Origin of the sequence: Methylobacterium sp. C1 (assembly GCF_001854385.1) — a bacterium.
In the GTDB taxonomy this organism is placed as follows: Bacteria; Pseudomonadota; Alphaproteobacteria; order Rhizobiales; family Beijerinckiaceae; genus Methylobacterium; species Methylobacterium radiotolerans.
Genome location: NZ_CP017640.1, coordinates 5,807,592 through 5,829,662 on the forward strand (window position 1 = coordinate 5,807,592; position 22,071 = coordinate 5,829,662).

Annotated in this window: 18 protein-coding genes and 3 pseudogenes; 11 read left to right on the top strand and 10 right to left on the bottom strand. The window is 66.4% G+C overall.

Annotated features, from left to right (window positions below; translation table 11 throughout):
- Positions 1 to 52: 52 nt before the first annotated feature.
- From BKE41_RS26690 to BKE41_RS26700, 3 genes are all read right to left on the bottom strand, one after another.
- On the bottom strand, positions 53 to 1,342 hold the full coding sequence (locus tag BKE41_RS26690; protein WP_083374451.1) for an MFS transporter: 1,290 nt from the start codon (positions 1,340 to 1,342) through the stop codon (positions 53 to 55).
- A gap of 97 nt (positions 1,343 to 1,439) precedes the next feature.
- Entirely contained in the window at positions 1,440 to 2,180 is a 741-nt protein-coding gene (locus BKE41_RS26695; protein WP_071000385.1) for a hypothetical protein, read from the bottom strand.
- Between the two features lie 91 nt (positions 2,181 to 2,271).
- Positions 2,272 to 3,435, bottom strand: coding sequence for a mandelate racemase/muconate lactonizing enzyme family protein (locus BKE41_RS26700; RefSeq protein WP_071000386.1), 1,164 nt, complete (start codon positions 3,433 to 3,435; stop codon positions 2,272 to 2,274).
- A 124-nt stretch (positions 3,436 to 3,559) separates the two neighbouring features.
- On the opposite strand from BKE41_RS26700, the gene BKE41_RS31370 reads away from it, so the two are divergent.
- Positions 3,560 to 4,597, top strand: coding sequence for a LacI family DNA-binding transcriptional regulator (locus BKE41_RS31370; protein ID WP_159392798.1), 1,038 nt, complete (start codon positions 3,560 to 3,562; stop codon positions 4,595 to 4,597).
- Here the strand turns inward: BKE41_RS31370 and BKE41_RS26710 are convergent.
- The gene (locus BKE41_RS26710) at positions 4,567 to 5,904 is read right to left on the bottom strand and encodes an MFS transporter (protein ID WP_159392799.1); all 1,338 of its coding nucleotides are present in this window, start codon (positions 5,902 to 5,904) and stop codon (positions 4,567 to 4,569) included. The two genes, BKE41_RS31370 and BKE41_RS26710, sit on opposite strands and share 31 nt — an antisense overlap.
- An 893-nt stretch (positions 5,905 to 6,797) precedes the next feature.
- Here BKE41_RS26710 and BKE41_RS26720 point away from each other — a divergent pair.
- The 8 genes and pseudogenes from BKE41_RS26720 (at position 6,798) to BKE41_RS30630 (ending at position 15,181) form a co-directional block, all read left to right on the top strand.
- A complete protein-coding gene (locus BKE41_RS26720; RefSeq protein ID WP_159392800.1) occupies positions 6,798 to 7,256 on the top strand; it encodes a hypothetical protein in 459 nt (152 codons plus the stop codon).
- 85 nt (positions 7,257 to 7,341) lie between these two features.
- On the top strand, positions 7,342 to 9,663 hold the full coding sequence (locus BKE41_RS26725; protein WP_071000390.1) for an MMPL family transporter: 2,322 nt from the start codon (positions 7,342 to 7,344) through the stop codon (positions 9,661 to 9,663).
- 595 nt (positions 9,664 to 10,258) lie between these two features.
- Positions 10,259 to 10,966, top strand: a complete 708-nt coding sequence (locus BKE41_RS26730; protein WP_071000785.1) for a TetR/AcrR family transcriptional regulator — start codon at positions 10,259 to 10,261, stop codon at positions 10,964 to 10,966.
- Between the two features lie 419 nt (positions 10,967 to 11,385).
- Positions 11,386 to 11,814 (top strand): hypothetical protein, encoded by a 429-nt coding sequence (locus tag BKE41_RS26735; protein WP_071000391.1) that lies wholly within the window; start codon positions 11,386 to 11,388, stop codon positions 11,812 to 11,814.
- A 382-nt stretch (positions 11,815 to 12,196) separates the two neighbouring features.
- On the top strand, positions 12,197 to 12,553 hold the full coding sequence (locus BKE41_RS26740) for a nucleotidyltransferase domain-containing protein (protein WP_159392801.1): 357 nt from the start codon (positions 12,197 to 12,199) through the stop codon (positions 12,551 to 12,553).
- Positions 12,537 to 13,028 (top strand): HEPN domain-containing protein, encoded by a 492-nt coding sequence (locus BKE41_RS26745; RefSeq protein WP_159392802.1) that lies wholly within the window; start codon positions 12,537 to 12,539, stop codon positions 13,026 to 13,028. The genes BKE41_RS26740 and BKE41_RS26745 overlap by 17 nt, the downstream gene beginning before the upstream one ends.
- Positions 13,029 to 13,856: 828 nt before the next feature.
- Positions 13,857 to 14,222, top strand: coding sequence for an SPW repeat protein (locus tag BKE41_RS26750; protein WP_071000394.1), 366 nt, complete (start codon positions 13,857 to 13,859; stop codon positions 14,220 to 14,222).
- A 246-nt stretch (positions 14,223 to 14,468) separates the two neighbouring features.
- Positions 14,469 to 15,181: pseudogene (locus BKE41_RS30630) on the top strand (IS5 family transposase).
- Positions 15,182 to 15,606: 425 nt separating this feature from the next.
- On the opposite strand, the gene BKE41_RS26765 reads toward BKE41_RS30630, so the two are convergent.
- Positions 15,607 to 15,807, bottom strand: a complete 201-nt coding sequence (locus BKE41_RS26765) for a hypothetical protein (protein WP_071000397.1) — start codon at positions 15,805 to 15,807, stop codon at positions 15,607 to 15,609.
- A gap of 1,222 nt (positions 15,808 to 17,029) precedes the next feature.
- Between BKE41_RS26765 and BKE41_RS32330 the strand changes: the two genes are divergently transcribed.
- Positions 17,030 to 18,031, top strand: coding sequence for a low affinity iron permease family protein (locus tag BKE41_RS32330; RefSeq protein WP_245295853.1), 1,002 nt, complete (start codon positions 17,030 to 17,032; stop codon positions 18,029 to 18,031).
- A gap of 52 nt (positions 18,032 to 18,083) precedes the next feature.
- Here the strand turns inward: BKE41_RS32330 and BKE41_RS32335 are convergent.
- A pseudogene (locus tag BKE41_RS32335) lies at positions 18,084 to 18,202 on the bottom strand (SOS response-associated peptidase); the annotation flags it as partial.
- Positions 18,203 to 18,363: 161 nt separating this feature from the next.
- On the opposite strand from BKE41_RS32335, the gene BKE41_RS32340 reads away from it, so the two are divergent.
- On the top strand, positions 18,364 to 18,876 hold the full coding sequence (locus BKE41_RS32340) for a hypothetical protein (RefSeq protein WP_245295854.1): 513 nt from the start codon (positions 18,364 to 18,366) through the stop codon (positions 18,874 to 18,876).
- 31 nt (positions 18,877 to 18,907) lie between these two features.
- Here BKE41_RS32340 and BKE41_RS26785 read toward each other — a convergent pair whose 3' ends face one another.
- The 4 genes and pseudogenes from BKE41_RS26785 to BKE41_RS31375 form a co-directional block, all read right to left on the bottom strand.
- On the bottom strand, positions 18,908 to 19,186 hold the full coding sequence (locus BKE41_RS26785; RefSeq protein WP_071000399.1) for a hypothetical protein: 279 nt from the start codon (positions 19,184 to 19,186) through the stop codon (positions 18,908 to 18,910).
- Positions 19,187 to 19,234: 48 nt separating this feature from the next.
- Entirely contained in the window at positions 19,235 to 19,537 is a 303-nt protein-coding gene (locus BKE41_RS26790; protein WP_245295989.1) for a hypothetical protein, read from the bottom strand.
- 93 nt (positions 19,538 to 19,630) lie between these two features.
- Positions 19,631 to 19,935, bottom strand: a pseudogene (locus BKE41_RS26795) (transposase); the annotation flags it as partial.
- 545 nt (positions 19,936 to 20,480) lie between these two features.
- Positions 20,481 to 20,894 carry a hypothetical protein gene (locus BKE41_RS31375; protein WP_159392803.1) on the bottom strand — a complete coding sequence of 138 codons (414 nt, stop codon included), beginning with the start codon at positions 20,892 to 20,894 and terminating at the stop codon, positions 20,481 to 20,483.
- Between the last annotated feature and the right edge of the window lie 1,177 nt (positions 20,895 to 22,071).

The following is a 22,071-nucleotide window of genomic DNA, read 5'->3' on the forward strand; positions in this document are numbered from 1 at the left end:
GTGCAGATCAGGCGGATCGCGGCGAGCTGCGTAGACCATTCCGCGCGAACGGCTATCGCGCACGGCAGGTGCGGCCCGGACCATCACGGCCCGTCGTGGGCGGTTCGCCGACGCCTCCCAGTTCGATGCCAGTCGTCTCGGGCAGCGCCAGGGTCGCGGCCAAGGCTACGGCGTAGGCGCCCAACGCGCATACGCCCATCGCAGTGCCGAGCGGAGCGGCCGCGGCGATGAGCCCGACGAGGGCCGGCATCACCGATCCGAACCCTCGGCCGCCACCGAGGCAGAAGCCCTGGGCGTTCCCCCGCAGGCTCGTCTCGAACAACTCGGCGAAGGTCGGCGTCATGCCCGACGCCAGGGCGTTCTGGCAGGCGCCGAGAGCGAAGCTCAGCCCGATCAGGGAGCCGAGGCTCGGCGCGGCGAACACGTACAGGCTGACATTGAGGGCTTGTAGGAGCAGGAACGCGCCGAAGGCCGGCCGGCGGCCGACCCGATCGGCCAACTGGCCGTAGAGAAGAGGGCCGACCAGCGAGCCGGCGATGTTGGCGGCGAGGTATCCCGCACTGGTCGCGACCGTGAAGCCGAGCGCGGTCCGCAGGTACGTGGGCAGCCAGATGATCATCACGTAGTTGCCGCCGAAGATACCCGTCGACAGGGTCGCGGCCACGAGCGTCGTCCGCCGATGCGCACGCGTGAAGATCCGCAAGACTGCATCCAGTCCGCCGGTACGGCGCGGTGCGGCGGCGCTCTCGGCGTACACGCCGGATTCCGGCACGAACCGGCGGATGAGGAATACCGCCGCGGCCGGGATGAGCCCGATCGCGAAGAACACGCGCCAACCGAGGTCCTGCGGGAACAGGCTGGCTATGACCGGAAACAGCGCCACGGCGCCCGCGTAGCCGACGGCGTAGCCGCTGCTGACCGCGGAGGCGACGCGCCCGCGCAGGGCGGGCCGCACCACCTCGCTGATCAGGGTGGCCCCGACCGCCGCCTCGCCGCCGTAGCCCATGCCCTGGCCGAAGCGCAGCAGGGCCAGCGGCGCGAACCCGGTCGCGAACGCGGCACCGAAGGTGCACAGCGCGACCCACAGGATGGTCCCCTGCAGGACCCGGATCCGACCGATCCGATCCGCCGCCACGCCGGCGCCCCAGCCCCCCACCGCAGCGCCCACCAGGGCCGCGGTCGCGAGGTAACCCGCCTCGGGCCGCGTGAGGCCGAGCGTGGCGATCAGGGCCGGGATCACCAGCGCGTAGATGCTGTTGTCCATGGAATCGAGGCCGAAGCCGGCAAAGCACGCCCAGAACGTCCGGCGCTCGGTCGCATCCAATTGGCCGTACCAGCCCATCGCTTCCGCTCGTGTCCGCAAGGAGGCCTCCGGCTGTTGTCTGGGCCGCCTCACGCGGCGACGTGCAGCGCATCGCTATGGGGGCGTTCCGTGCACCTCAGGCCGACCCAGTGGCTCCCGCCAGCAGGGCGCCGTACCCCGCTATGGCCTCGCGCAGGCCTGCCGCGCGCAGTGCGTTCCACATCATGCCCGAGGTCGCGGAGATCACGGGCTTGCCGATGTCGCGCTCCAGCGTGGCCATCGTCGCCAGGGTGGGCATCCCGACGCCGCTCAGCACCAGGGCCTCGGCATCGGGATGGTCCACGAGGCGGCCGAGGCCGTAGGCCCGCTCCGCCGTCTCATCGTAGATGTTGCGGACGCCCGGCAGATTACCGTGACTGACGACGGCGAAGCCGTGCGCCTCGAGCAGCGCCTTGCCCTGCAGGGTCGCCTCCATCGCGTAGGGCGTGCCGAAGGCGATCGAGCGGATGCCGAGGTGCCGGAGCCCGGCCACGACGCTCCCGAACGCGGTGATGAAGCGTGTGGCGTAGCGCTCCTCCATCCGCGCGACGAGGGCGGCCTCCTCGGCCTGCCCGAGCGTGTAGCTGGTCGCGGTGTGTGCCAGCACGACGACCTTCGGCTTGACCAGGCAGAGCAGGTCCATGTTGGCGTCGAGGCCGGCGATCTGCTCGCGGTTGCGCGCGTCCTGTCCCGCGAGGCTTCCGGTCGCGCCGGTCGCGTTCATCCGGGTGTAATGGACCGAGACGCCCGGCACGGCGGCCAGAGCGCCCATCTCGACCTCGACCGTCGGATTGCCCGGAGGAACCAGGAAGCCGAGACGTGCCCGCCATCCCATCATACCTGCTCTCCTTCTTGCCGAACGTCCGGCCGGATCACGCGCCCGGCGCCGCCAGCGGGGCGAACGCCCGGCCCGCTCCGCTCACCACGCCTCACTGATCGATGACGAAGCCGTCGAGGTGCGGCCGCATGGCGATCGGCTTGACCAGCGGGGGCCGGATCTTCTGCGCGTCCGGCAGCAGGCTCATGCCGAGGCCCGGGCCGCGCGGGATCTCGACGAAGCCGTCCTTCGGCTCGGGCACCGCGTCGACCACGTCGTGGCCGAGGTGCTTCATCGTCGAGGTGAAGGTGCCGGCCTCGAAGCCTGTGGCGTATTCCTGGATCGCGAAGTTCGGGATGGCGGCGGCGACCTGGAGACAGGCGGCGAGGCCGATCGGCGAGAGCGGGTTGTGCGGCACGACCTGAACGTGGCGCGCCTCGGCCATGGCGGCGACCTTCTTCATGCCGGTGATGCCACCGCAGGTACAGACATCCACCCGTGCGAACTCGCAGGCGTTGCGCGCCAGGATCGTCTCGAACTCGTGTATCGTGCAGAAGCGCTCGCCCGTGGCGATCGGCACGCGAATCTTCTCGGCGATGCGCGCCATCGCGTCTGGGCCGTCCGGGCGCATTGGGTCCTCGACGAACATCGGGAGCGTGTCCTCGATGCCGTTCGTGAAGGTGATGGCCTCCGGCACCGTGAGGCGGCGGTGCAGTTCGACCAGCAGGTCGACCCGATCGCCGACGACCTCGCGCATGCGATGCACGTTCTCGATGGCGTCGCGCATCTTGCGGATGTGGGTCTTGAACCAGACCTGGTCGTCGCCCTCGTCGAGGAACGGGTTGATGTGGCCGAAGGCGTTGAACCCGGCCTCCATCTTGCGCTGGCACTCCTCCAGGACCTTCTCGATCGTGTCCTCGTAGATGTGGCCGTAGATCCGGGCCTTCGTGCGCGCAGCCCCGCCGATCAACTCGTGGATCGGCACCCCGAGCGCCTTACCCTTGATGTCCCAAAGAGCGATGTCGATCGCCGAAATCGCCGAGTTGATCGCGAGTCCCTGAAAGTAGCTGAAGCGGTGCATCACGTTCCAGTGATGCTCGATCGGGAAGGGGGACTTGCCGACGAGGTATTCGGCGAAGCGCTCGATCGCGGTGCCGGCAGTCCGGATGTGGCCCCAGATCCCCGCCTCCCCGACACCGGTGATGCCCTCGTCGGTCTCGACGCGGGCATACATGAACTGTCCGACGTGCAGCGGCTCGATCTTCGTGATCTTCATGCGATCGCCCCTTGCACGACCACCTCGCCGATCGCGCTCGCTTTGGAAACGTTTCCAGCTAGCGCCGCGGCGCGCGCCCCGTCAAGGTGCGATGTGCTTGTGGGACGATAGAGGAGGTCGGTCGTTGGGCGAGGGGCGACGTCTGCCGGGTGGGAAGCCAGTCAGCATCACCGCCGTGGCCGAGCGCGCCGGCGTCGGTCTCGGTTCAGTCTCCCGCGTCCTGTCCGGCAAGGGCTCGGTCAGCCCGGAGATGCTGCGGCGCGTCCGCGAGGCGGCCGAGAGCCTCGGCTACCAGCCGAACTTGCTAGCTCGGGGCCTGCGCAGCCGCGCGACGAACACGATCGGGTTCGTCATCTCGGACATCACCAATCCTCTGCTGGCGGCCATCGTCGGCGGTGCCGAGGCCGTGTTGAGCGAGGCGGGCTACTCGGTCCTGCTGACCAATTCCGGCGGGCGCCCGGAGGTCGACGCGCAGCGCATCGGCCTGCTGCTGCGCCGGCAGGTCGACGGGCTCATCGTCCTGCCGGCGTCCGAGGATGATCCGGGCACGATCGCGGCGCTCGCCGGCGCGGGCGTTCCGGTCGTGGCCATCGACCGGGAGCTGCCGGGCGTGCCCGAGGCGAGCGTCGTCCTGTCGGACCACTACACCGGGATCCTGGCCGCCACCCGTCACCTGTTCGAGGCCGGCCACCAGCGCGTAGCCCTCGTCGCCGGGCCCGACATGCGGCCGGCCCGGGAGCGGCTGCGCGCCTACTCCGACGCCCACTCGCGCGCGGGCGTGCCGCCGTTCGGCTTCACGTTCGGCCCGCTGTCGGCCCCCCGCGGCGCCGAGGCGGTGGGCGAACTCCTCCGTGCCGCAGAGCCACCGACCGCGATCATCCTCGGCGGCAATCAGCTCCTCGAGGGCGCAATCGAGGCGGCCCAGGGCCGCGGCGTGGCGATCGGCCGGGACCTCGCCCTCGTCTGCTGCGACGATATCCCGCTCGGCCGGCTGCACCGGCCACCGATCCCAACGGTGATGCGCGACACCGACGGCATGGGCCGGGCCGCAGCGCGCGCCTTTCTGGCCCGCATCGCCGGCGAGACCCCGCCGCCGGAGGTCATGGCGACGTGGTTCGACTCGCGCGCGGATCAGGACAGGTTCGGCGCGGGATCGGGGTAGGCGGTCGCCGCGAGGTCGCGGCCGCGCGTCTCGGGGCCGAGCCAGACGGCGATGGCGGTGATCAGGCCGAGTGCCGCGACGTAGAGGCCGACGAGCGTCGCGGACGAGTCATAGGCGAGGAGCGCGGTCGCGATAATCGGCGCCAGGCCGCCGGCGATGGGCGAGGTCACCTCCCGCGCCAGCGCGAACCCGGTATAGCGGATCTGGGCCGGGAACATCTCGGTCAACCACGGTCCCTGCGCTGCCGTCATCATGGTCTTGGCGCCGGCCGAGACGATGAGGAGACCGAGGTAGATCAGCGGGAGCGACTTCGTCGCCATCAGGAGGAAGAACGGGTACACGAGCGCGCCGGACAGGAGGCCGCCGAGCAGGTAGACCGGTTTGCGGCCGACCTTATCCGAGACCCATCCGAAGAACGGCACCGTCGCGAACTGCGCGCAGGTGCAGACCATCAGGGCCGGCAGGATCTGGTTCTTGTCCAGGCCAAGATGGCGCGTCGCGTAGACGATGACGAACGACTCGTAGAAGTATGCCAGGGACCCGTCGCCGAGGCGGGCGCCCCAGGCGCAGAAGAGCGGCCGGCGATAATTCCGGAAGACCTCGCTGACGGGTGCGTGCGCCTTCCTGCGCGCGGCGAGCTGCTCGAACACCGGCGTCTCGTGCAGGGTGGAGCGCAGCACGAGGCCGACGGCGACCGCGATCAGGCTCAGCAGAAACGGGATGCGCCAACCCCAGGCGTCGAACGCCGCGCCCGTCACGACGGTCGACGAGAGCGTGAACGTACCCAGCGAGAGGAGGAGCCCGAGCGCCACGCCGATATACGGCATGGAGCCATAGAGACCGCGTCGGTCCCGCGGTGCGTTCTCGATGACCATCAGGACGGCCCCGGCATACTCAGCTCCTGACCCGAGACCCTGCACCGCGCGCAGCAGGATCAGCAGGATGGGCGCCCAGAGGCCGACTTGTGCGTAGGTCGGCAGCAGCCCCATGAGCGTCGTCGCCCCGCCCATGAGGACGAGGGTGATGAGCAACGTGTTCTTGCGGCCGATGCGGTCACCGATCCGGCCGAACAGGACGCTGCCGAGCGGGCGGACGAGAAAGCCGATGGCGAAGGTCGCGTACGAGAGCAGCGTCCCGACGAGGGGATCGTATTGCGGGAAGAACAGCTTGTTGAGGATGGTCGCGGCCGCCGTCGCGAAGAGATAGTAGTCGTACCACTCGATGGCCGTCCCGACGATCGCGCCGATGACGGCCTTGCGCAGGTCGGTGGCGGCGGTCGGATGTGCGGCCAGCGACAGCGTCGTCACGATCCATCCTCCCGCGATAGCTGGGGCGAGTCACCCGATCGCATCCCTCGCACCCGCTTTGGAAACGTTTCCAGAGCCGTTCGGCTCTGTCAAGGAGAGAGGCTGCCGCTGGTGGCCGGGCCTTCCATGTTTCAGCCTTCGCGTTCCGGGTGGCAAAGGCCACGAACGAACCCTCTCATGCCTTCCGCTCGTCCCTGCCATCCAGCCAACCTCGGGAGGCCCAGGACTTCCATCGGATGGCCGGCGTCTTCCGCCGCGTCGGGCGAGCGAAGGTTTTCCGAGCCGCTCGACTCGAAGAGTCGCACTCCGTGCCTTCGGGGCATGCGAAGCTCCGCGGTGTGAGGCGTGCGACCCGGATCGGTCGGGCGCTCCGTGCAGCTTATTCGCGGTTGGGAAACCTTTGCCGAAGCGTCACGGAAGCGCGTTACGAATCACTCGCCTCCGACGCAAGCAGGTGACGGCGATCGACCGCGGCGGCATGGATGGGGGGCGGCGGTGAGCTATGTCGAAGCCATGATGTCCGTGGCGATGGACGTGCTGGTAGGAACCACCGCACGTATGTGCTCGAACCGAAATCCTGGTGAGGTTCGAAAGGTCGTACGAGAACGTTCGATAGAAACCACTCTGATCCGTGTTCGTCTCCGGCTCGGCGATCGATCACGTCGCGCGCGTCCATCCGGTCTCGTGCGGCTTTCCGGTCTCGTGCGGCTTTCCGCACGTAGTCATCACGATGTTTTTATCTTCTACGCTTCGAGTTCCAATCAACGTCGTCTTGCATCTGATCCTTTTCTGGCAACTTGTTGCCGAGTCAATGATCTGGATGTATCGCTTCTAAGCCTTTTATGCTGGAGATGTCGGCCATGCGCCTCCTGGGGCGATTCGGATCAGCGACGATGGTTGCGATCGTCGTCGCGTCCATCGGAGCCGGGCCGTCATACTCGGCTCCGCGCGGCGGCTTTGCCGACTTCGCCGGCTCTTGGTCCGGCTCCGGGCGCGTCGACTCGGCAGGCGGCAGCGAGACGATCCGCTGCCGTGCCCGGTACGGTGTCGCAGACGGAGGCACGCGCGTCGAACAGCACCTCGTGTGTGCCAGCGCGAGCTACCAGTTCGACATCGAATGCCGCGCGAGCGAGGCCGGGGGACGGGTGTCCGGAAGTTGGTCCGAGACGACCCGAAACGTCTCAGGAACGTTGGCGGGCACGTTGGACGGCGGTCGGCTGCAGGCCGTCGTGACCGCGCCCATCTTCAGCGCCGGGCTGAGCCTCGTCGCACGTGGCAACACCCAGGAGGTGGTGATCACGCCGCAGGGCAACGACGTCAGGCAGGTCAGCATCCGCCTGCGTCGGGGCTAGCGGCCCGCGGGCGCATACGGATCGGCGCTTCACCGCATCCGGAACCGGCGCCGGCCGCCGGCTCCCCAGCGCAGGATGGTCGTCCTTGAGCAACAAAGTCACGGAACGGCGCACGCGAGTGCCGCCGTCGATCGGCTTGGGCGCCGAACGCCTCGGCCTCCTCGCTCTCCGGCATCCCGTGACGGTCGGCGTCGCGGCCGCGATCCTGGTCGGCTTGGCGCTGCTAGGGATCGGCAAGCTGCAAGTCGACGACTCGCTCAGTCAGTTCTTCCGATCCGACAGCACCGAATTCAGGCAGTACGAGACGGTCGCGAAACGGTTTCCGTCCAGCGAGTACGACATCCTCGCGGTCGTGACGGGTCCGGTGCTCGAACGAACCTCGCTCGAGGCGCTGCGCAATCTCGCGACCGACCTCCAACTCGTCGACGGCGCGCGCGGCCTCGTGTCGATCTTCTCGGCCCGCACCGCGCCGACGAGCGGCCGCTTGCCGGCCCCCTTGTTCCCGGAACCGCTGCCGGAAGGAGAGGCCTACCAACGCCTCTTGGACAGCGTGCGGTCCAACGAGATCCTCAAGGACAAGCTGCTGGCCTCGAACGGCGCGCTGACCCTGATGGTGCTGGCGCTCGCGCCCGAGGCCGTCGAGAGCGCGCACTTGGCCGCCGCCGTTCACGACATCCAGTCCACCATCGATTCCGATCTCGCCGGGAGCGGCCTGAAGGTCCAGCTCACGGGCGTGCCCGTGATGCAGCTCGAGATCCGTCGCGCGATCGAGCGCGACCGCGTCCTCTACAACGCGGCCGGGCTGCTGGTCGGTTGCCTCATCGCGGCCGTCTTCTTCCGCCGCGTCTCGTTCATGCTCATCGCCGCGGGGCCGCCCCTAGTGTCGATCCTGCTCGCCCTCGGGGCGTTCGGCTGGCTCGATCTGCGGCTCAACATCTTCCTGAACATGATGACGCCGCTGATCATGGTGATCAGCTTCTCCGACAGCATGCAGCTGACCTTCCACGTGAGGACGCGCCTGATCGCGGGGACGGACAAGCGTGAGGCCATCCGGGACGCCCTGCTCGTCGTCGGGCCGGCGTGCGTCCTGACCCACGCGACGGCCGCGATCTCCTTCATCGCCCTGCAGGCCTCGGAATCGGACCTGATCCGCGACTTCGGCAAGGCGGGCCTGCTCGCCACGGCGATCGCACTCGCGGCCGTGCTGACGCTGATGCCGCCCCTCGGCCTCCTGTTGCTCGGGCGAGCGGACGCGTTCGCCCGCAGCGCCAGAAGGGCCGATCCGGGCGTGAGCGTCCTGCGGCGCTTCTGCGCGCTCATCGCGGGCTGGATGGTCCACCGTCCCGGGCTCTACACGGGATGCGGCCTCGCGCTCACAGGGTTGCTCGCGATCGGTTACCTGCAGTTGCAGCCGCGCTACCGCCTCGCCGACGAGGTCCCCGGCCACGAGCAGGCTGTCGCGGCCAGCGATCGGCTCGATCGTGACCTGACCGGAGCGAACCCGATCGACGTCATGATCCAGATCCCCCCGGGCGAGAGCCTGTACTCCGCGCGGACGCTCGGTGTCGTCGCCGAGGTCCACCGGATGCTGGGACGGCAGCCCGGGGTGGGCAACGTGTGGTCTCTGGAGACGCTGCGGGCGTGGCTGGCCGAGAACGGACAGCGCGCCGACCCGGACACGATCAAAGGTTACGTCGACGCCCTGCCGAATTTCCTCGTCCGGCGATTCGTCTCGGCCGACGAGAGGGCGCTGCTCGTGACCGGCCGCGTGCGCGACGTCGACGCGAGCGACCTGCTTCCCGTCGTCCAGGACCTCGACCGTACCCTCGCCGCCGTGCGCCAAGGCAACCCGGGATATACGGTTGCGGTCACGAGCCTGTCGGCCATCGCCGCGCGCAACAGCGCCCGCATGATCGATAAGCTCAGCCGTGGCATCACCGTGGAGGTGGTTTTCATCGCGGCGGCGATCGGCGTGGCGTTCCGCTCGCTCCGCGTGATGTGCGCCAGCATACTGCCGGCGATCTTCCCCGTCGTGGCGACTGGCAGCCTCCTGTGGCTGACCGATGGCGGGTTGCGCTTCGCGAGCGTCGTGGCGTTGACGGTGGCTCTCGGCCTCGGCCTGAGCGCGACCATCCATTTCCTGAACCGAATGACGTTGGACCTCGTCACGGCCGAAGGGCCGGGATTGGCGGTCGAGCAGGCGACCGTCCAGATGGGGCCGCCCCTGATCCTGACGACGGTCGTGCTGAGCTGCGCTTTCGCGATCACGATCCTGTCGAATCTGCCGATGCTGCGCCTGTTCGGCTGGTTGAGCGCTCTGGCCATGCTGTTCGCGCTGGTCGCCGATCTTCTCATCCTGCGACCCGTGATCACGCTTCTGTATCGCTACGATCGCACCGGTACCTAGACGAAGGGAGGCGATGGGCCGACGCCATCGACCCTCGACCGGGTCCACCGCAAGAAGGTGGAAGTCGACGCGATTCGCGATCAAGGAGGTCGTCCCGGCTTCACGCCGATCCGAAGCTCGGGTGGACTAGGTACCGTGAGCCCACGGTCGCAAGCGTGGCAGCCCACCACAACGCCGAGGCGAGGATCGGCACGCGACCGTGAGAGAAGGAACGCCCTTCCCCGCCTGAGATCGGCTGCCGTCGCCCGTATGCGCCCGGCGACGTCCCCCTCTCGACCGCCGTTGCCGGCATCCGGACGCCTCGCGTCGGGCGCGTAGCCGCCACTGCCGCGCGGGCGGCAGCCGGACCGTTCCTACCAATGCGCGTCCCATGATGCCGCGCAAACCGGGCATTCCATGCATTCGTCCCCGCCCGGCGGCCCGCGCCTTGACCTGATTGGTAACGTACCGTACCACTTAGGGAGGCGTCATCCACCAGACGCGCGAGCACGCCGGAAGCGCCGCGAACCCGCCGTCGACCCAGGCGTCGGGATCACGGCCATGGTCCGGGTAGGATACCGTGCCGTCTCGGCATCCGTTGGAATGGGGGAAGCCGATGAACGGATCCGTCACCAAGCGCGCCTCCCGTGACGGCCGGCGCGCCGCCATGCTGGACGCGGCCGCCGCCGTCTTCTTCGACCAGGGCTACGCGGCGACCAGCATCGACGCCATCATCGAGCGTGTCGGCGGCTCGAAGCGCAACATTTACAATGAGTTCGGCAGCAAGGAGGGCCTGTTCACCGCCCTCGTCTCGGAGAACGCGGACGCCATCCTGGCGGCGTTGCCCGCCGAGCGGTCCTCCGACTCCAGCCTCGACGACCTCCTCCACGAGTTCGGTCGGCAGTTGATGACGGTGTACATGTCGCCGGCCCTGCTCGGGACCTACCGGGCGGTCATGGCCGAGGCGTCGCGCTTCCCGGCCCTCGCGAGATCGTTCTACGAGAAGGGGCCCGGGCGTGCGGCCGACCGGCTGGCGGAGGTTCTGGCGGATGCCGGAGAACGCGGCGAGATCGGGCTCGACGACTTCGCGACGGCGGCGAACCACTTCGTCGGCATGCTCAGGGACAACCTCCACCTGCAGGTGGTGCTCGGTATGCGCCCACCGTTATCGCCGGCGGAGATCGAGACGTCCGTCACGACCGCGGTCGGAATTTTTCTCGACGGGGTGAAAGGCAAGGATCGATCGAGCGGCGGCGGGCCGCGAGCCCGTACCAGTCGCGGCTCGTCGGCCAACTCGAACCAGCCCGGCGCCACCAGGCGCTGACGAAAGCGGCCGCCCCGGTCAGGCATCCACCGCCCGCTCGGACGTGGAGCCGACCTGGGAGTCAGTGGCGGCGGAATTCCGTCGGAAACCGCTCCGATACGTCACCGTTCTGAGCGCCTCGGCACATTCACTCTCGAAGCGATCCAAAACAGCAAGCTGTCATGCTGTCTTCCCAGCTTGATTTCTCGCTGTCCCGCTGCGTCGGCAGCGATCCCTGAACTCGATTGCAAGGGAACCGGCGCCAATGCGTCCGTCCCTCTCGAACCCCGTTCCCGGTCGAAACCCCAGAGGGAACCCTCCACATCCGCGATGGCACGCAGGAGATCTCGATCGGACTTTCGCCCGCAGACCTGAAGCGGCTGGCGGCCGTCTCGGTCACCGTCCTGGAGTCGCTGCCGACCACCTGGAACCCTGCGGACGTGACCTCGGCCACGACGCTGTCGAACGGCAACCTGACCATGACCGGCCCGGTGGCCGACTCCAACACGTCGGGCCGCGCCCTCGGGCAGAAGAGCTCCGGCCGGTTCTACGCGGAGGCCGTCCTCGACGCCGGGGACGACGGGTGCCTTGGCGTCCAGGCCGCTTCCACGGCCACCGGCAACTCCGCGGCCGCGGTCATGTACTGCAACGTCCAGTCCGACGGCACCGCGGGGGTGCGCAACTACAGCGCCTCGAACGCCTACGGCGCCCTCTACAGCAACGCTCCGCACTTCACGGGCGGGACGGCGATGATGGCGGTGGACCTAGGCGCCTCCAAGGTCTGGTTCGGTTACAACGGGGCCTGGTTCGGCTCCGGCACCCAGAACCCGGCCACCGCGGCTTCGCCCTGCCGGCCAAGCCCCTCCTGATCTACGGCAACGCCTACAACCGGCCTTGGACGTACGCCATCGCCGGCATGTCGGGCCGGTCGACGCTCACCGGCCGCCTCTCGCCGGGTGCGTGGTCCTACCAGCCGCCGTCCGGCTTCGGGGTCTGGGGGCAGTAGCGGCACCGCCCCTGGTCCTGTCCCGGGATACGATCGATCCCCGCCCATGGTCGATGGGCGGGGACCGGGACGCGAGCCGATGATCGATGCACCGCAGGCGCATCTCGTCGGTTCGTCCGCAGCGGTGAAGATACTTCCAATCCTGGCTTGCCTGGCAAGCCTCTCGGCTTCATTTCAAGCGGCGTCGATAGCGGATGACGCGAGCTGGGGCGCTTGCTATCCTTTCGGCCAGCGAGGATCGGACCATGACGATGCCGGCATCCGTAGCGGAACTCGTGCCCACCGCGGCCGAGTATCCTGTGCTGAAGACGCTCATGGATCGCATCAAGGCGATCTACGACCCCGAGGAAGTGCTTCTGTTCGGTAGCCGTGCGAAGGGCACAGCAGGTCCCGACAGCGATTGGGACGTCCTCGTGGTCCTTCCCGACGACGCCGACGAGCGCCTGCTCGATCCGTCCCTCGGCTACGAGACCCAGAGGGGATCGGGGGTCTACGCCGACGTGCTATGCTCGCTGAGAAGCGAGTTCCTGTCGGACATCACCGTGGCGAATTCGAGGACCCGTGAAATCGTCGGACATGCCGTCCGTGTCCTCACCCGCTAACCTCCACATCGCAAACCAGCTCAGGCTGGCGGATGGGGACCTGAAGGATTCGATAATTCTACACAGGTGTCGGAGCAGGAACGACGCCTATCACCTGGAGCAGGCGGCGGAGAAGCTACTCCTGGCCTTGCTTACCTCGGAAGGCACGCACGTCGAGATCAGGGACACGCACATCCTCGATCGCTTGGCCGATAGGCTTCCTGAAGAACATCCCCTTCGGTCCGCGATGCAGGGACTGGGTTTCCTGAAGTCTTACGCCACCGCATTCCGCTACCCGAAGACCGGCGGCCGGTTGCCCGAGGCCATTCCCGATGAAAGGTTCGACCGGGCCTCGAAAGCCCTGCGCCAGCTGATCGACGCGAGCGCCCAGCATTTCCAAGTGGATCTGGATGCCGGAGACCGGGCCCCGGCAGGAAACACGGAGCCGATGCGGCGAAGGGCCGAATCGGAACCACCATCGCCTCTCAAGGAGTGACGCGGGGGAGCTGAGAGATCGGCGGGTTGGGATGTCCGTCCGTGCGCGAGGACGCCGGATGGCGGTGCGGGACGCCGATCGGCAGGTCGAGGGGTCCCCGAAAGCCGTCGTCGGCCACACGCGGTCGTCTCGATCCCAGTAACCGCCCGACGTGGTATCTCACCCTCGAAGGTCTCCGCTACGCGGACGGCACCAGCCATCGGCCGGGAGCGGACGCCGAGGCCGTCGAGGGGAGCGCCGATCGCAGGCGAGCTTCGGAAGCACCAGGTCGGATAGGCGCCGGCTTTTCGAAACGTCGCGCCAACGACGGGCGTCGACGCCATGCCCGGAAGCCGGCGCCTCGCCGAGATCGACCTGCGGGCGAGGCCGACCTGCCCGGTCCTCGGCCGCAGTCTCGAAGGCCCGCTGCGATGCGACGGGCCGGGCGCTCGTTGTGCGACGCCCCGGAGTTCCGCCTCCCATGAGCGCGGTCCAGGACCTCGGCCGTCCCAGCGATGCAATCCCAGCGGCGCCCAAGGCCCACACAGCCGTCGCGCGCGACGGTTGCGAGCGTTGGCGCATCGACTTCCTCGGCGGGCCCGTTCGGCTGCCGGTGGTCCCCGGAATCCACGGGGACGGCCGCCCGTGATGCGCAGCGCGCCGCCGGAGCCGCCGGAACCGAGTGAGCACGCAGCTGTCGAGCCATCCGCCATCAAGGGGCATACCGGTGCTAGCCGTTGCGGAGATGGCACCCTCGGCCTGGAACCGCGGGACGAAACTCGGGAACCAAGCCCTGGACAGATCGTTCTTCGTGGTACGGTACGTTGCCGTATTAAAAGGAGAAAGCCTATGACCAAGCAGAACCCTAACCGACCGCTCGAATGGACGAACCTACTGCTCGGCGGCTGCCTGGCGTGCGCAGCCCTCGCAATGGGAGGCCTGCCAGCCGCAGCCTGGGACGCGGGCACCGTCGGCGTGCTGATCGCCTGCTGCTCGGCGGCCGCCCTGGCCCGCTACGGAGCCTGGGCGGAATGGACCAACATCGGCCTGGGTTGCTGGGCCGTGGCCGCCCCGTTCGTGCTCGGCTTCGGCGCGGTGCAGGCTCCGATGTGGGCGCACGTCATACTCGGCGCCTGCGTCGTCGGCATCGCCGCCGTCCAGCTGGTGTCGGCTTCGAAGGCAACCGTCGGCCGGAACCGACCGGTCCACGGCTGACCGGCGGCGCCCGAAGTCGCCTGGGAGCGGGTCCGACGCCGATCGCGTCAACCCGCTCCTCCCCGTCGGACCGTCGCCAATCGCCGGCTCGCGCCCCCGACGGCATGTCCCGGGACGAGGACCGCGGAAGTCGCCCTCCAAGTGAGGACTAGGGCCTGTTGGGAATCAGGGTTGTTGGCGCGGGTGAGCGTGTGATTCAAGCTCACGATGGACCGCGACGTACTGACGGACGCCCAATGGGCACAGATGGAAGCGCACTGCCTGGGCAAGCCGGGCGATCCGGGTCGCAGTGGCGAGAACAACCGTCGCTTCGTGGAAGCGGTGCTGTGGGTGGTGCGCACGGGTAGTCCCTGGCGCGACATCCCGGAGCGGTTCGGAAAGTGGGACTCGATCTACTCGCGCTTCCGCGACTGGGTGAGGGCCGATGTCTGGACGCGGCTGTTCGAAGCGGTCTCGGATGAGCCAGACATGGAGTATGCGATGGTGGACGCCACCATCGTGAAGGTCCATCGCCACGGCCAGGGCGCAAAAGGGGGACTTCAAGCCAAGCCATTGGTCGCTCCAAGGGCGGCATGACCACGAAGGTTCTGGCCTTGACCGATGCTCTGGGCAATCTCGTGCGCTTCGTGCTGTTGCCGGGGCAGCGCCACGATACGGTCGGGTTAACGCCTCTGATCGACGGGGTGAGCTTCGAGGCTCTGATCGCCGACAAGGCCTTTGACAGCAACGCGATCGTCGCGGGCCTCGATCAGCGGGGGGCCAAGATCGTGATCTCACAGCATCCATGCCGCACCAAGCCGCGCGACATTGATGGCGAGATGTACAAATGGCGACACTTGATCGAGAATTTCTTCTGCAAGCTGAAGGAATTCAAACGCATCGCGATGCGTGCAGATAAAACCGATCGAAGCTTTGCAGCCATGATCCATCTGGCCGCTGCCGTCATCGCCTCACGATGATTCCCAACAGGCCCTAGTGGGCGAAATCTGACACTTGGTACCGTCTGCAACGGGTGGTTTGCCGTCTGTCCGCTTCGGGACGGCAAAGGCCTCTGAACAGACAGCTCAGTTCTACTAGCACTCTGACCTGAGTTGGCAAAAATCTCGATCGGATGATTGGCCAAAAGGCGACTTTGAGTGTGCGGTCACGCGGTTGTCGCGCTCACAATGGTAGGAGTAGGCGCCAAGGCGAAAAGCCTTCGCCCATCCCGTCCTTCAGATTGCTTGCATGGCTTTCTGATCGCACGGTTATGCTACGCTTCCTTGCGCGTCCGTCTCAACAGCCGACGCCAGCGAGCCATCGGGCCCCGCGTTGACACAAATGGTCCGAGGGAGGGAGCCCGCCCGGCACAGCTGCGGCGGGCTCCTGCCCAGCAGCTAGTCTCCTACCAGTTCACCTGCCCGATCCGAAGTCGCTCAATCATGGCCAGCGCCTGATCGCGCGCCTTAGCTTCCGTCTGAAGTGGGGTATCGGAGCGCTGGACGAGCTTGCCGTGCTTGCGGATGGCCCAATGATAGCCGCCCGCTTCGCGCTTCGAGGGAACCAGCTCGAAAGAGAAGGGCTGGAGCTGTTCGGTTTCGCTCATCGGATGTCTTTTGCGGCGCCTTGTCTTTGGTGTGAACGTATGACCGACACACTCTATGCCCGCCCGTTGAGCACGGATGCAGCCGGTGATCCTGATGCTCGCGGCTAATTGGGCCGCTGTCCGGAAGGCTCGTCTCCGGTGCTCACTACAACACCAAGCCCGGCCGGGACTTCGCCGCATGCAGAGCACCGGAAGCGCCGGGCAACGTCCACCACGTCCTCGACTGCCTCCGCCTGGAGCTGATCCCAGGTCGCCGATGTCGAGATATGGCAGGTTGGGCAGCGAGGGATCCGAAGGCCACGATAGCCAGAGTTGAACCACTCGGCGACGGTGCGGGAAGGGGCAGCGGGAAGCGTCATAGGCGGACCTGCGCGAGAGCTGCGGGAGGCCGCGGATACGCCTGCCGTGCGACCGTTGGAAGTCACTTCCATGACACCGTTCAGATCGGCACCGGCCACGATCCATTAACGATGCTGCCCCAGGTTGCCCAGGCGATCGGCCGAGGGCTGAGCGTCGGCAGCAGCACCAGGGCGCGACCACGCCCAGTCCTGGCGCGGCCTCGCCGGCGCAGTCGCATCCTCCCTGTTACATCAGGGCAGGCGTGCCAATTCTCGACCTTCACTTGCTGCACCGCCGCACCAAACTGGGGTGGTCCTCCCAAGAGACACCCACCGGCTCGGTTGTACAGGCCCCCCCATCCCTGCGAGCCGGGCCGGTGGACCTCGCATACTCTCGGAACCAAACGGAACGACGCGGCGCAACACAAGTTGGTGCGATGCAGCGCCATACGCATGGGCGTTGTGCTCTTCCGGGCTAGCACTACTTTGGCAGTCCCATTCAGGGTGTCGACGTCGCGCTACCTGACGGTAGGCAATGACGCCAGAATGCCGCTCTTTTCTATCACCTTTGGTCGCGGCTGAAGCGGACAATTGTCCGCCTTCTACGCTTTCTTAGGTCTGTACGCCTTTCTGCCAAAGTAGTGCTAGGGCCCGTTAGGGCTTCGTTTCCTCCCAAGACTTCTGGCCGCTCCCCCGAGCGGCCTTCTTTTTCGACGGGAGGAATGCCCGCATCGGTTGCCCGTGCGGCATCTTGATCTAGGTTGCGCGCATCATCCCTCGCTTGCCGAGGAAGGTCATCCCACAATGATGTGGGTGCGGCGCTCATGCCGACTTGTTCTGCGTTTGTCAGTGCGTGAGGCCCGTCTCCAGACGCGAGGTGCCCCATGGCCCTTGAGATCGAGCGCAAGTTCCTCGCAAGGCCCGCGGTACGGGCGTTCTGCCAATCTGGAACCCTCCTCACACAGGGCTACCTCTTCACCGACGCCACAACCACGGTCCGCATCCGCCGCGCGGGAGACCAGATGCTTATGGCGTGGAAGGGGCCACGCCAGGGCTTCAGCCGCACGGAAACGGAGTTTGAGGTTGCCTGGGAAGCCGGAGAAGCCTTGCTCGCCAGCGTGCCGCCACAGGCTCGGATCGAGAAGATGCGTTACCGGGTCGAGCATGCCGGGGCGATCTGGGACGTGGACGTGTTCGGCGGCGCCCTCGGCGGGCTGATCCTGGCGGAGATCGAGATGACACGCGAGGATCAGCTCTTGGTACTGCCGCCCCGGGGTCGAGCGCGAGGTGACGGCGGACGAACGCTACCGCAACTCGCGGCTGGCCGCGGGCGCGATGCTGGGCTGGCGGGCAGCCTGAGACGACGTCCCGCCGGCATTCGCAGGCGATCGTCTGCGCGCCTGGCAGATCGGGCGGCGGAGCCGGGCTTTGACCTGCTCACATCCTCGTCATCGCTGGAACTATCGTCGGCTTCGGATTCATTGCCGCGAAGGAAGTCGATGGCTCATTGGGGTAGTCTCTCAGCCGAGGCCTACGGATTGATGCTCGACCGACCAATCATCGGCTTGGCTGTCTGGCTTTCGAAGCCCATTGGTTTCCTGGTCACCTGCTTCACCGTCACGGCAGGTCTCGGAGCCGGCTTCTTCCTGAGCTTCAACGATCATTGGGCGCTCGTCTTCAACCTGTTCCTCTCAATCGCCGCCATGCTCCTAGCGGGCGTCATCCTCGTGGCCGGCGCCCGCGACACTGCTGCGATCCAGATCAAGCTCGATGAGCTTATTCGCGCGGTCGAAGATACGGACGAGCGGCTGATCGGGATCGAGGATCGCAGCGCCGAGGAACTGGAGCTTCTCCGCCAGGACAAGACGCCATCACCGCCTGCTTAGGCGACCGTTACAACGCCTTGGCTAGGGCGCCGAAAGCCATGCATGCCATCCACTCTTCGGGCTTCGTCAGGATCACCGGCATCGCCTACGGTGAACTGCGCCGACCTCGGCGTTCGGCTCCGCGAGCAGGAAGGCGTAGAGGTCGTCATTCAGCTTGCGCACACTCTGCCAGCCCTCGGCCAAGCGCATGCGGATCACGGTCGCGGTGGTGTTCGGGAACCCGTGTCAACAGCCGTCGGGCAGCAGGCAAAATTGCGTGCCAGAAAGAGGTACGGCCCGCAGCGCGAAAACTACTTATGTTGCCGCCGCGCTGCGGCGACCGGGTCTGGCTGATGCCCAGCTACTTCATCGATCTGCACGACGGAACCAAGGCGGTTCGCGACGCGGAAGGTCAGGAGCTACTCAACCTCGACGCTGCGCGCGCTCATGCGGTCTGCGTCCTCACACAGTTCGCCCACAGCTTCTCGGATGAGCCAGGGCGCCAGGATTTCATCGCGGCTGTTCGCGACGCAGCCGGGGCGGTGCGTCTCCGCCTCAGGATGTCCCTCGATGCAGATTTCATCGGTGTTGGACGAGATGCCCTCAAGGATGACGACGTCAAAGTCGCAGCCCACCTCCCGGTATGGGTGAGCAAGCCGCTTAAGCTTCACTGCTTCCTGATCGCCATCGAGCATCGACGCGGGACGGCGCCCGTTTATGCCGTGTTGGCGAGCACCGCCGATGAAGCGTTGGACGCGGTTGCGGCTGCTGTTGCTCCGCGATCCAAGCTCCGGGAAGTCGGGCGATTATCGAGGTCTCTAGCCCGGCAGCTGCGGCTGAAGCCGGACGAGGTGCGCCTGATCTGACGCACCCCTGGAATTGATCGGCTTCTTGGCGTTAACCGTCAGACGACTCGCCGCGATGGGCAAGACGCTCTTCGAGGTGGGTCGCAGCATCCGCGTACAACTCAAAGCGCCGCAACAGCACAGCACGTTTCTCCGGCTTCTTTGTGCCGTCAATCTTCGCCTTCGCCTTGTCCGCGCGATCACGCATCTTCTTGGCTAGCTTCTCGAACGCCTCATCAATCTTCGAGTTCACCTTTTCGGCTTCAGCCTTCGCCGCGTCCTTTTGCTCTCGCAAAGAACCAGGGAACTCGCTCTTCATGTCCTTGGTCATAGGCTACCTCCCGTCAGCGTGATCCAGATTGAGAACGGCTCAGGTAATCTAGTTCGCGACCGGAAACCTCATGATCACGGCGGTCGTCACCATCGTGCGGCGGAGGCCGGGCGTGGCGGCCTCCTCAGCCAGCAGCTTCTTGGCGTGCGGGTGCATCTCGATGGCCTTGGCGACGTCGACCCAATGGCCGGATTTGAAGGCGAACGGCGGGGCGCCCTCGTCCTGCAGGAGGCAGCGGTGGCTGCTTCGCTCTCCTCGTCCGACAACTCGGACTTGCGGCGCAGGTCGCCGACGCTCGGGATCTTTCTGGCCATAGCTGGGGGGCGTGTCGCAAACTCGGCTGCGGGCCACGGAAGGGCGTCTCCCGTCCCGCTTTCCGCTTTGTTCGCGGCGGGAAGTCCAAAGCAGTAGGCCAGGAGATGGTTCGCTGATGTCGTAGGCCGCCTGCAGATGACCGGCGACCTCGCGGCGAACGGCGGGCCTCACCACTTTCGCTTGAGCACATCCTGCAGCATGGAGCGGTCCAGCGTCAGGTCGGCCACCAGTCGTTTGAGCTTGCTGTTCTCGTCCTCCAGCTGCTTCAGCCGCCGAATCTCCGGCACGCCCATGCCGACGAACTGCTTCTTCCGCCGGTAAAGCGTCGGCTCGGACACGCCCATCCTCCGGCAGACTTCGTCCACCGTCGCGCCGTTCTCCGCCTGCCGCAGGGCAAAGGCGATCTGTTCGTTCGTGAAGCGTTTGCGAGGCATGGCATCCACCCTCCTTCAGGGTTCAGGATGCCCGAAAAACTTGCGCTCGGCGCGGACCAGTTTGCTGGGTCAGGGTCATCGAGCGCGCCACCTTCGACCTGCCGCGCTCGCCAACGCTCTCGCGTGGCCTCCTCGACGCCATTAGGCAGGCCGCTCTGGCCGAATGCCGTCGGCCGAGAGAAAGCTTGGGTGTGGATAAGATCCGCGATCCTCCTATCGGAGGTTATTTCCATGATTCCAATCGAAGATTCGCGTTCGCCATGACGAGACGCAGTATCGGACGTCCCGTTTATCCACCATGTCGAGCCGGCAAAGAGCAGAAGACGTAGTTGCAAAAGGGGCATATTTAGCCCCTTTTGCTGCGTACCGATCGGATGAAGTCCGGCCGTTCCCCTGGGTTCGCGAGCCGAGCCTTGCAGGAAGGGATTCGATGAAACGAATTCGATCCGGATAGGCAGGATCCGACGATGTGGATTCCTGTCCGTGTGGAACCATATCTTGATGGACAGGCAATGCCGCAGATCGCGATGAAAGAAATATTACCGTCAACCGATGTTCGATCGCTCCATGCGCGCTATCCCGGGTTCAGAGGCGGAATATGCCGACACCCGATCCGATACCGGCATCGCTGGCATCGAGATCTGCTCCTCCAGGCCGCCCTCGATCCTGCGGTCGATGCGATGGATCCAGTCGAGATCGAAGTCCCGGGTTGTCTCGCCTTCGTGGTCCAAAAAGGAGCCCGACGGATGCTCGTCGTCGGGGTCGATGACACTACGATCAAACCGGTGATCGAGTGCGATCTTCAGATCGTCCACGTCGCGAGGGCGACCGTTCTGTCGGAACCGATCGCGAGCGATGCGCGGGCGGTCTGGGCGACACGACATCAAATTGTCGCGGCGAGCGACCGCGTCAGGATCCTGGCCGCGTTCGAGCAGGTTGAACAGCGCACGCTGTCCCATCTCGCCGCCTGCGTCCGAGCCCCCGCCGACGGTGTCGATGCCATCCTTGGCATGGCGTGCCTGGGCGAATTGGCGCTCGCGATCTCGGACGGGATTCGGCCGGAAACGAGGGTGTGGAGGCGCCGATCGCGGGACCCTTCCGAAGTTCAGGAGCGCCTATCACCGGGTAGTCGGTTCCTTTGATTGTCCACAGGAACCGATAGGTCGGCGAAGAATCTGTGGGACTTCCGCTTGCCATAGGTTTCCAGGCCTGGCTCAGTCCTTCGCGCGGTCGTTCGCGTTGCTCTCGCAGGTGGGAGCCATCCTTAGGGACGCGGGCGGTAGCCGGGGATTGCCAACCCTCGGCGCTACGCAGTCGCATCTGCCCTCGCGCGGTGCGGCTTAGGACTGCGGAACCTGCATAGCCGGATGGCTGTGCCGCACTCCATAGCGCGGGCTCGAAAATCTCAATCAAAATTTTGCCCTGTCGGGCCGTCGCATCCGCTTGGATGCGCCGACTCAACGCCTGTGGGCAATCGCCCAAAGCGGAGGAAGGTGATGATCTGAACGAGAACAGGGCGCGACGTCGCCGTCGCGCCCTAATTAAAATGGAGCCGCTGCTTCACGGCCTAGGAACCAGACAGCAGCTCCACACCAGCAGGATCCTTGCGGATCCGGTGGCTCAACCAACCTTGTTCTTGCCAGGATAAGGAGGGCCGAGTCGTGCCATTGGGCACGATCCTTTTTTGCCATCGTTCGCCGGGCCCTGCAAACGCCGACGCCATTCCGACCCGCCGTTATCCACAGCGGTGGGGAGGAGGCGCGGTTCGACGAAGCCGGGGAGCCCTCATGCGCCACGTATGTGATGAATTTCGTACAGGATTCGTTCGAGCCTCGCAGAACGCCCAGCCCTTCGTTGCAAGTGCCCGCTCGGCCGACGGCGCGGATGCAGAGACGAGAGCTATCGAAAATCCCAACGACCGCTCCGATGCAACGCCAGAGAGCGGCCTTCTTGTTCGCGGCCTGAACGTGGACGCGATCCTGAACCCGGACTGTACCGTTCGCGAGTTCCGGATCGGTCGGTCCTAGCGGGCCGGCATTCTCCCACGCCCGGCAGACGCCGGGCGTACCTCGTTCATTCTGTCCTTTGAGCGCCCTCGCCGGGAGTGGCGGCGGGGAGGAGCGTGCCCGGAATCAG

Bases quoted from the DNA above. Each gene is read 5' to 3' on its own strand.
- BKE41_RS26765 (WP_071000397.1), bottom strand. From the start codon at position 15,807: ATGAGCGAAACCGAACAGCTCCAGCCCTTCTCTTTCGAGCTGGTTCCC.
- BKE41_RS26750 (WP_071000394.1), top strand. From the start codon at position 13,857: ATGACCAAGCAGAACCCTAACCGACCGCTCGAATGGACGAACCTACTG.
- BKE41_RS26700 (WP_071000386.1), bottom strand. From the start codon at position 3,435: ATGAAGATCACGAAGATCGAGCCGCTGCACGTCGGACAGTTCATGTAT.
- BKE41_RS26695 (WP_071000385.1), bottom strand. From the start codon at position 2,180: ATGATGGGATGGCGGGCACGTCTCGGCTTCCTGGTTCCTCCGGGCAAT.
- BKE41_RS26730 (WP_071000785.1), top strand. From the start codon at position 10,259: ATGAACGGATCCGTCACCAAGCGCGCCTCCCGTGACGGCCGGCGCGCC.
- BKE41_RS26690 (WP_083374451.1), bottom strand. From the start codon at position 1,342: ATGGGCTGGTACGGCCAATTGGATGCGACCGAGCGCCGGACGTTCTGG.
- BKE41_RS32330 (WP_245295853.1), top strand. From the start codon at position 17,030: ATGGCCCTTGAGATCGAGCGCAAGTTCCTCGCAAGGCCCGCGGTACGG.
- BKE41_RS26720 (WP_159392800.1), top strand. From the start codon at position 6,798: ATGGTTGCGATCGTCGTCGCGTCCATCGGAGCCGGGCCGTCATACTCG.
- BKE41_RS26785 (WP_071000399.1), bottom strand. From the start codon at position 19,186: ATGACCAAGGACATGAAGAGCGAGTTCCCTGGTTCTTTGCGAGAGCAA.
- BKE41_RS31375 (WP_159392803.1), bottom strand. From the start codon at position 20,894: ATGGGACAGCGTGCGCTGTTCAACCTGCTCGAACGCGGCCAGGATCCT.
- BKE41_RS26740 (WP_159392801.1), top strand. From the start codon at position 12,197: ATGACGATGCCGGCATCCGTAGCGGAACTCGTGCCCACCGCGGCCGAG.
- BKE41_RS32340 (WP_245295854.1), top strand. From the start codon at position 18,364: ATGCCCAGCTACTTCATCGATCTGCACGACGGAACCAAGGCGGTTCGC.